General features: G+C 44.9%; 8 protein-coding genes. All 8 read left to right on the forward strand.

Going from position 1 to position 8115, the window contains the following annotated elements:
* Positions 1–1270, forward strand: a 1270-nt coding sequence (locus VF500_RS30545) for a phosphatase PAP2 family protein (RefSeq protein WP_330863275.1), incomplete at its 5' end; no start/stop codon positions are given.
* Between the two features lie 29 nt (positions 1271–1299).
* A complete protein-coding gene (locus tag VF500_RS30550; protein WP_330863276.1) occupies positions 1300–2115 on the forward strand; it encodes a hypothetical protein in 816 nt (271 codons plus the stop codon).
* Between the two features lie 109 nt (positions 2116–2224).
* Positions 2225–3331, forward strand: a complete 1107-nt coding sequence (locus VF500_RS30555) for a hypothetical protein (RefSeq protein WP_330863277.1) — start codon at positions 2225–2227, stop codon at positions 3329–3331.
* A gap of 90 nt (positions 3332–3421) precedes the next feature.
* Complete coding sequence (locus VF500_RS30560; protein ID WP_330863278.1) at positions 3422–4498, forward strand: hypothetical protein; 1077 nt, start codon at positions 3422–3424, stop codon at positions 4496–4498.
* Between the two features lie 275 nt (positions 4499–4773).
* The gene (locus VF500_RS30565) at positions 4774–5238 is read left to right on the forward strand and encodes a RidA family protein (protein ID WP_112572265.1); all 465 of its coding nucleotides are present in this window, start codon (positions 4774–4776) and stop codon (positions 5236–5238) included.
* A gap of 137 nt (positions 5239–5375) precedes the next feature.
* Positions 5376–6488, forward strand: a complete 1113-nt coding sequence (locus VF500_RS30570) for a D-TA family PLP-dependent enzyme (protein WP_330863279.1) — start codon at positions 5376–5378, stop codon at positions 6486–6488.
* Positions 6489–6500: 12 nt separating this feature from the next.
* Positions 6501–7571 carry a dipeptidase gene (locus VF500_RS30575; RefSeq protein ID WP_330863280.1) on the forward strand — a complete coding sequence of 357 codons (1071 nt, stop codon included), beginning with the start codon at positions 6501–6503 and terminating at the stop codon, positions 7569–7571.
* Positions 7572–7927: 356 nt separating this feature from the next.
* Positions 7928–8115 (forward strand): hypothetical protein (locus VF500_RS30580; RefSeq protein WP_330863281.1); only part of this gene is annotated, 188 nt, incomplete at its 3' end.

The following is an 8115-nucleotide window of genomic DNA, read 5'->3' on the forward strand; positions in this document are numbered from 1 at the left end:
CTGGAGCGCAGGTTCTGTATTAAGGTGGAACGAGATACTGCGGGAACTGGTAGCCAAACATAATGTACCACCGTATCAAAACCCTGATGATACTTACCCGGCACCAAACTCTGCCAATCCGTTCAGTTACCCGGAATTCCCGTTCTCGAACCCACCGTATGCTGCACGTGCTTACGCTTATGTAAGTGCTGCTCAATATGACGCGCTGGTAGCTGCATGGCATTTTAAAAACACTTATAAACGCACTGCACCATATAAAAACGATTCGGGTATTAAAGCGCTGATCCCGGCATCTGATTTGCCCTCATATCCAAGCGAGGACGCGGTAGTATCCGGTGCAACATCCGAGATCATGAAACTGTTATTCCCAACCGAAATAGCTTACATACAAAGCAAGGTTGATGAAGAAAGATTATACAGGATCGCGTCAGGAGCTAATACCCGTGGTGAGTTTACCGCCGGCGAATCATTGGGCAGGCAGGTAGCTACCGTATTTGCGGCCCGTGCCCGCGCCGACCGTGCCGGTAAAGCTATTGGTACACCGGCTATCTGGAAGAACTTTGAAACAGTTACCGCAGCAAAAGGCGAACAATTTTGGGTGAGCCTGGAAACCCCCAAAAGACCGCCGATGCTGCCGTTGTTTTCCAAAGTTCTTCCTTTTTTATTCGATACACTTACTGTAGTTGCTATCAGGCCTCCTGCGCCATATGCAACTAACTCACCTGAATTTAAAAAGGAAACCGAAGAGGTGCTTTCATTCAGTAAAGACCACAGCCGAGATCATGAAGAGTTGGTAGCTTTTTGGGCAGATGGTGTTGGTACTTATACGCCTACAGGGCACTGGAACGCCATTGCTGCCGATGAATTTGTAAAACAAAACTACAGCGAAATACGCTGGGCACGTAACTTTGCATTGTTAAACATGGCCGAAATGGATGCTGCTATTGTATGCTGGGATACCAAGTATTTTTACTTTAACCAACGCCCGTCGCAGGCCAACCCTAATATTAAAACTTTAACAGGGGTGCCAAACTTTCCGGCCTATACATCAGGGCACTCTAACTTTAGTGGTGCTGCTGCTACCGTGTTAACCTATTTGCTGCCAGACAGGGGAAGCAAATTTACCGATATGGCGCATGCAGCTGCTATGTCAAGGCTGTACGGAGGTATTCATTACCGCAGCGATTGCGAAGTTGGCTTAACTACCGGTAATAAAGTTGGCCAGTATGCGGTTAACAGGGGCAAGGCCGATGGTGCCGACGCAAAATAACAGGATGTAGAATTGAGGACGAATAAACAATGCGTAGCTTAACAAACGATCAAAAAATATATTATACGCTTCGGCTGGCCGCGGCTATGTGCTTCATAGGCCATGGCTGTTTCGGTATCATCACCAAACAAATTTGGTGTAACTATTTTGGTGTTTTTGGTATAGGCAAAGATATGGCCTATACCCTGATGCCTTATGTTGGTACCGTTGATATATTAATGGGTATTTCCCTGCTTGTTTATCCAACCCGTGCCATAGCCGCGTGGCTGGTGGTTTGGGGATTGGCTACAGCTTCCATGCGCCCATTATCTGGCGAACCTTTTGCCGAGTTCATTGAACGTGCCGGTAATTACGGGGCACCGTTTGTGTTACTGTTGATGCAGGGCGGTTTCCGGATAGGAAAAAAACAGTGGTTTGCCCGTATGGATGATAACGTTAGTATCAATGCCGATACCATGGCTAAAATCATTACCTGGTTAAGGGTATTTGCATTTATGCTGCTGATAGGCCATGGCTGGCTTAACCTTATCCAAAAACAGGGTCTATTAAATCAATACCATGCGCTTGGTTTTGGTGATCCGGCTAAAACGGCACAGTTTGTTGGCCTGTTTGAAGTATTGGCTGCGTTAATGGTGCTTATTCGTCCTTTTAAAAATATACTCCTCGTTTTTATCATATGGAAAATATCCAGCGAGCTCTTTTATCCCAAATACGAAATGTTTGAGTGGATAGAACGTGGCGGGAGCTATGGTGTGCTGCTGGCCTTGTGGTTTGCAGTTAAAAAAGCACCGGCTGGTTACATACTTTGGCCTTTTAAACATACATCACATTTAAAAGCAAGCTAAGGTTCAAAACATATCAAAATCTTATTAAGCAGGGTTGAAAAATACCCTGTTTTGCAAACCTATTATCTAAACAATTGCAAATGCATGCAACCACTACTCTACTAACTCTATGAAAAACCTTATACTGAAACTTATTTGCGTTACCACGATCATCATATTTGCGGCCTTTGCTAAAGTAAATGCACAGGGCTGTGTTGCTATCAGAAGTACGGGGGGCTTATGTACAATGGATGAGCATCCGGATAGTATTACTGGCAATGGCAGTTGGCTGTTAAACAGCAATAACCGCTACTTTCGTTCATATAAACACTTTGTTGGCACTAAGGAGCAAAAACAACGTATTGAGCAGGGAACCAATGTTATTAATCATTCTTATACGCAGGATCTTACATTAACCCGCATATTTAATAACCGCTGGTCGTTTGCTGTTGATTTGCCGATACTTGATAACAGCCGCTCATCGCTATATGAGCATGGTGGTAAAGAGCGTTTGCAAACCCATTCATTTGGTTTGGGCGATGTACGCTTAACTGCTTATGCATGGTTGCTAAACCCTGCAAAGGCCCGCCGCGGAAACATCCAGGTTGGCCTGGGCATAAAATTGCCAACCGGAAATTACAACTACCAGGATTATTTTTATCATACAGCCGCCAACGATGCCAAAACGCTCGGGCCTGTTGATCAGTCTATTCAGCTGGGTGATGGCGGTACTGGCATCACCACCGAGATCAATACCTATTACAATTTTACACAGCGCTTTGGCTTGTATGGTGGTTTTTACTATCTCATCAGCCCAAGAGAGCAAAATGGTGTGTCATCGGCTCGCGGTAGCGTGCCAAGCACAAAAGCCGTTGCAAATGGCAGTGATATAATGAGCGTGCCCGATCAGGTAATGATTCGTGGTGGTGCAAGCTATGGCATCAGCAAGTTTGATTTTTCGGCAGGGGTACGTTACGAATGCTTACCGGTTCATGACCTCGTAGGTGGAAGCAATGGTTTCCGCAGGCCAGGATACATCATTTCGGCTGAGCCCGGTGTTACTTACCGTGTTAAATCATTTTCCATTTACGCCTTTGTACCTGTAGCGCTAAAACGCGACCGTACGCAAAGTGTACCAGATAAAATTACAACTGATTTAACCGGTGTTTATACCCAGGGTGATGCTGCATTTGCTGATTATGCCATTAACGTAGGAATAACTTTTAGAATTAAATAGAGAATTGGTTTTGTTGTGATCAAAGCCGGGTGTGAGATCCCCGGCTTTAACCAACCATTAACACATTGTAATTAACCTTAAACAACATATATGAAACATACTTTACAATTTCTTTTTTGCACAGCTATATGCTTGCTATTAACCTATACCAGCGTACATGCACAAGGCTGTGTTGCTATTAAAGGGGATGGCCCGTTCAGTAACATGGAGCATACTACACAAGATACTTCATACAAAGGCTGGGAACTTACCGCCTCATGGCGTTACTTCAAATCGTTCCGTCATTTTAAGGGTACTGATGAACAAAAACAACGCCAGGTGATCGGCAACGAGGTGATCAATCATCAGCATACCATTGATATCAACCTTACCCGTAATTTTAACCAGTATTGGTCGGTATCTGTTGGGGTACCGTACCTTGTTAATACCCGTTCGTCTTTATATGAGCATGGCGGTAAAGAACGCCATAAGTCATATTCGGATGGTATAGGCGATGCCCGTATCGTTGTTAACAGGTGGTTATTTGACAGTCGTAAAACCAATGGTAATATCCAGGTAGGCTTAGGCTTGAAGCTGCCTACAGGCGATTTTAATTACAAGTCGCATTTTTATAACGTGATCCCATCCGAGCGCCCTGTTGATCAATCTATCCAGTTAGGTGATGGCGGTTTGGGTATTATCGCCGAGGCAAATGGTTACCTGGGCTTTGGCAGCGGGTTTAGCGGTTATTCCAATTTATACTACATGAGCAACCCGCGCAACACCAATGGCACCCGTACTTACCGCGAAACATTAAGTGCAACATTAGCTAATGAGGCTATTTCAAGTGTGCCTGATCAATATCTTGCCCGTTTAGGTGTAAACTACACCATAGCGCATGTGTTTACCATATCAGCAGGTGGCCGTATCGAGGGGATCCCTGTTCATGACCTTATTGGTAAAAGTAACGGTTTCCGTCGCCCGGGTTATATCATCTCTGCCGAGCCTTCATTAAGTTATGCGTTCAAAAGGATGAATATTTTTGCCAGTGTACCTATCGCCCTGAAACGCGACCGTACGCAAAGTGTTACTGATAAAGAAAACTCGATAGCCACCGGTACTTATGTTATCGGCGACGCAGCATTTGCCGATTATGCTATCAATTTTGGCGTGTCGTTTAAATTTTGAGATAATATATTCTACTTAGTTGATTTTGGATGAAGCCGGGAGTGAGATCCCCGGCTTTTTTATTTAGCACTAATTTTTTCGAATTGAATCTAATTACACGAAACCTGCTATTTAAGCGGCAATTTTGAATCCGAATTTTTGAATTGAACTAATTACATGAATTGTTTTAGCTATCACAATTTGTGTAAATTGAATAAATTCTCTCCGGCACACAGCATTCGTGTAAAATTATTTTTTATGATACTTTTTTGTTTAAAAACAATAGTTTTATGCCCATGAACACTCCCGAAGAAAACTTTGCAGCGCTGGGTTTAAACCTGCCGCCTGCCCCAAAGCCGCTTGGCGTTTATAAACCATGTTTAGTTGATGGAAAATACCTTTACCTGTCGGGCCACGGCCCTGTGCAGGACGATGCCTCGTTGATTATCGGTCGCGTTGGTGATACCGTAAGCCAGGAAGATGGTAAACTTGCAGCACAGCAGGTAGGTTTAACTATGCTTGCAACCATTAAAGCCAATATCGGCAGTTTTAATAAGATAAAGCGTGTTATAAAAGTGCTGGGTATGGTTAATTGCACACCCGAATTTGAAAAACATCCTTTCATCATAAACGGCGCCAGCGAACTTTTTGCTAAGATTTGGGGCGAAGAGAACGGTATAGGCGTACGTAGCGCGGTAGGTATGGGCTCATTACCCGATAATATCCCCGTTGAAATTGAAGCGCTGTTTGAATTGGAATAGGCTTATATAGATGTCAATGTAGAGATGCATCACATGCGTCTTCATTCATACAGAGCCGTATTAAAAGCGGCGACCATGTAAACGAGAGACGCATGTGATGCGTCTCTACTCAGAACTTAAGACCTCCAATTTAAACCATGACCCCTAACTGGTATAATATACAGGATATTGATAAGCTGGATACGCCGGCGTTGGTTGTTTATCCCCAAAGGGTTAAAACAAACATTGCAACGCTTACTGGTATGATCGATGATGTTGCCCGTTTGCGCCCGCATGTTAAAACCTATAAAAATGCCGAAGTAACAGGTTTGCTGCTGGATGCCGGGATCCGCAAGTTCAAATGCGCCACAATTGCCGAAGCCGAACTGCTGGCTATGAGTAAAGCGCCGGATGTTTTGCTGGCTTATCAGCCCGAAGGCCCTAAACTGCACCGTTTCATCAGGCTGATCCATGCTTATCCGCAAACCCATTTTTCATGTTTGGTCGATAATTCGACATCAGCAACTGAGATCTCGGATGCCGCTGTAAGGTTTAAAACAAATATTGATGTATACCTGGATCTGAACGTGGGCATGAACCGCACAGGTATAGCGCCGGGGTTTGAAGCTTTGCAGCTTTATATGGACTGCGGTGTGTTGCCAGGTATTAGCCCAGTAGGATTGCATGCCTATGATGGCCACATTCATGATGCAGATCTGCAAAAACGGGCCGAACGTTGCGATTTTGCTTTTGATCCTGTACGTAAATTGCAGCAAACCATCAAAAGCAAAGGTTATCCCGAGCCGGTTATCGTGGCCGGTGGTTCGCCAACTTTTCCAATTCACGCCAAACGTAAATATGTTGAATGCAGCCCCGGTACATTTGTTTACTGGGATAAAGGTTACCAGGTGGAGATGCCCGAGCAGGATTTTTTACCTGCCGCCCTGGTTATCACACGGGTGATCTCCCTGCCTGGCCCAACCAGACTTTGTTTGGATGTGGGGCATAAGTCAATATCGGCAGAGAACGAACTGAGCAAACGCATTTACTTTTTAAATGCGCCTGCACTTTACCCCGTTAGCCAAAGTGAGGAACATTTGGTAGTTGAGGCAGGTGCTAACCACAAATATCAGGTAGGCGATATCCTGTATGGCATTCCGCACCATGTTTGCCCAACGGTAGCGTTGTACGAGCGCGTCTATACTATTGAAAACGAAAACATAAGCGGCGAATGGCTTAACAAGGCCCGCGACCGTAAGATCACCATTTAAATACCCCAACACATGTTTGTTATAGATGCTCATTTGGATTTAAGCATGAACGCCCTGGAGTGGAACCGCGACCTAACGCGTCCGCTGGCTGAGCTAAATCAACGTGAAGAAGGTTTAACCGATAAACCCGACCGCGCCAAAGCCGTTGTTACCCTGCCCGAATTGCGCAAAGGCAATATTGGCCTGGTTGTAGCCACCCAGATAGGGCGTTATGTAGCTCCGGATAATCCTTTACCTGGCTGGCATTCGCCAGAGCAAGCCTGGGCACAAACCCAGGGGCAAGTAGCCTGGTACAAAGCCATGGAAGATGCCGGAGAAATGGTGCAGGTAAATGACCTCGCATCGCTTGAAAAACATTTGAAGCTTTGGAATGATGGCACACCAACAGAAAAAAAGCCTATAGGTTACATTTTGAGTTTGGAAGGAGCTGATTCAATAGTGACTGTTCAGCATTTGGAGCGGGCTTATAATTATGGTCTGAGGGCTGTTGGTCCGGCGCACTATGGTCCAGGAAGATATGCACAAGGGACTGATGCTACCGGTTACATGGGGCCTAAAGGTCACGAACTGCTGAAAGAGATGGAACGTCTGAATATTATATTAGATGCAACACACCTTTGCGATGACAGCTTTTGGGAGGCGCTTGATCATTTTAACGGCCATGTTTGGGCAAGCCATAACAACTGCCGCGCGCTGGTAAATCACAACCGCCAGTACAGTGATGAAATGATCAAAGCCCTTATCGACCGCGGCGCGGTAATAGGTGCTGCCCTTGATGCCTGGATGATGGTGCCCGGATGGGTGAGGGGCGTGTCCACTCCAAAAGGTATGAACTGCAATATGGAAGTTATGGTTGACCATATCGATCATATTTGCCAGATAGCCGGTAATGCGCTGCACGTAGGCATGGGTACCGATCTGGATGGTGCTTTTGGCAGGGAACAATGTCCTTATGACCTGGAAACCATTGCCGATCTGCAAAAGGTTCCTGACCTGTTAAAGAAACGCGGTTATACTGATGAAGATATTCAAAATATGATGCACGGCAACTGGCTGCGGTTTTTAAGGAATGCCTGGGCGTAAGTTCAGTTGGCAGTTTTTAGTTTGCAGTGGGCAGTTGTCTGAACTCGAATTAAACGAATGAATAGAATTAGGGAATGAGCAGAATGCAAATCATATTCGAAAAATTCTATTCATTCGTTTAATTCGAGTTCAGACAAAAAAATCTAATACTGGTCGAAGTTTAGCGATAGCGTAACTTCGTTCTAAAACCATGGAAGCATCCTGCTTCCGTATTAAGGTTGTAAGCTAATGGATGCAAATCGTCATCTGCTATCACGGTTAAGCTGAGCTTAACATATTTTGGGACGAAGTTACGCTATCGCTAAACTTCGACCAGAAATCGAGTTTTTAATCTGTCATTTTTCATTGAATATTTTATGAGAAAACCTTTCCTGCTGATCCTTGCTGTAGTATTTATTAGCTGCAATAAGCTTACACCAGCCGGATTCTGGAAAAGTTTTGACAGCGGTCATATCATTAAAAGCAGCAGCGATCAGGGGCCGCGGGGCGGGCACCGTACCATTACATGGAAAAACCAGGCCAATATTTATAACAGTGCAGATAT

This window comes from Mucilaginibacter sp. (genome assembly GCF_036383575.1).
Lineage (GTDB): Bacteria > Bacteroidota > Bacteroidia > Sphingobacteriales > Sphingobacteriaceae > Mucilaginibacter.

Coding starts and splice junctions, on each gene's coding strand:
- VF500_RS30550 (WP_330863276.1), top strand. CDS start 1,300: ATGCGTAGCTTAACAAACGATCAAAAAATATATTATACGCTTCGGCTG.
- VF500_RS30555 (WP_330863277.1), top strand. CDS start 2,225: ATGAAAAACCTTATACTGAAACTTATTTGCGTTACCACGATCATCATA.
- VF500_RS30560 (WP_330863278.1), top strand. CDS start 3,422: ATGAAACATACTTTACAATTTCTTTTTTGCACAGCTATATGCTTGCTA.
- VF500_RS30565 (WP_112572265.1), top strand. CDS start 4,774: ATGAACACTCCCGAAGAAAACTTTGCAGCGCTGGGTTTAAACCTGCCG.
- VF500_RS30570 (WP_330863279.1), top strand. CDS start 5,376: ATGACCCCTAACTGGTATAATATACAGGATATTGATAAGCTGGATACG.
- VF500_RS30575 (WP_330863280.1), top strand. CDS start 6,501: ATGTTTGTTATAGATGCTCATTTGGATTTAAGCATGAACGCCCTGGAG.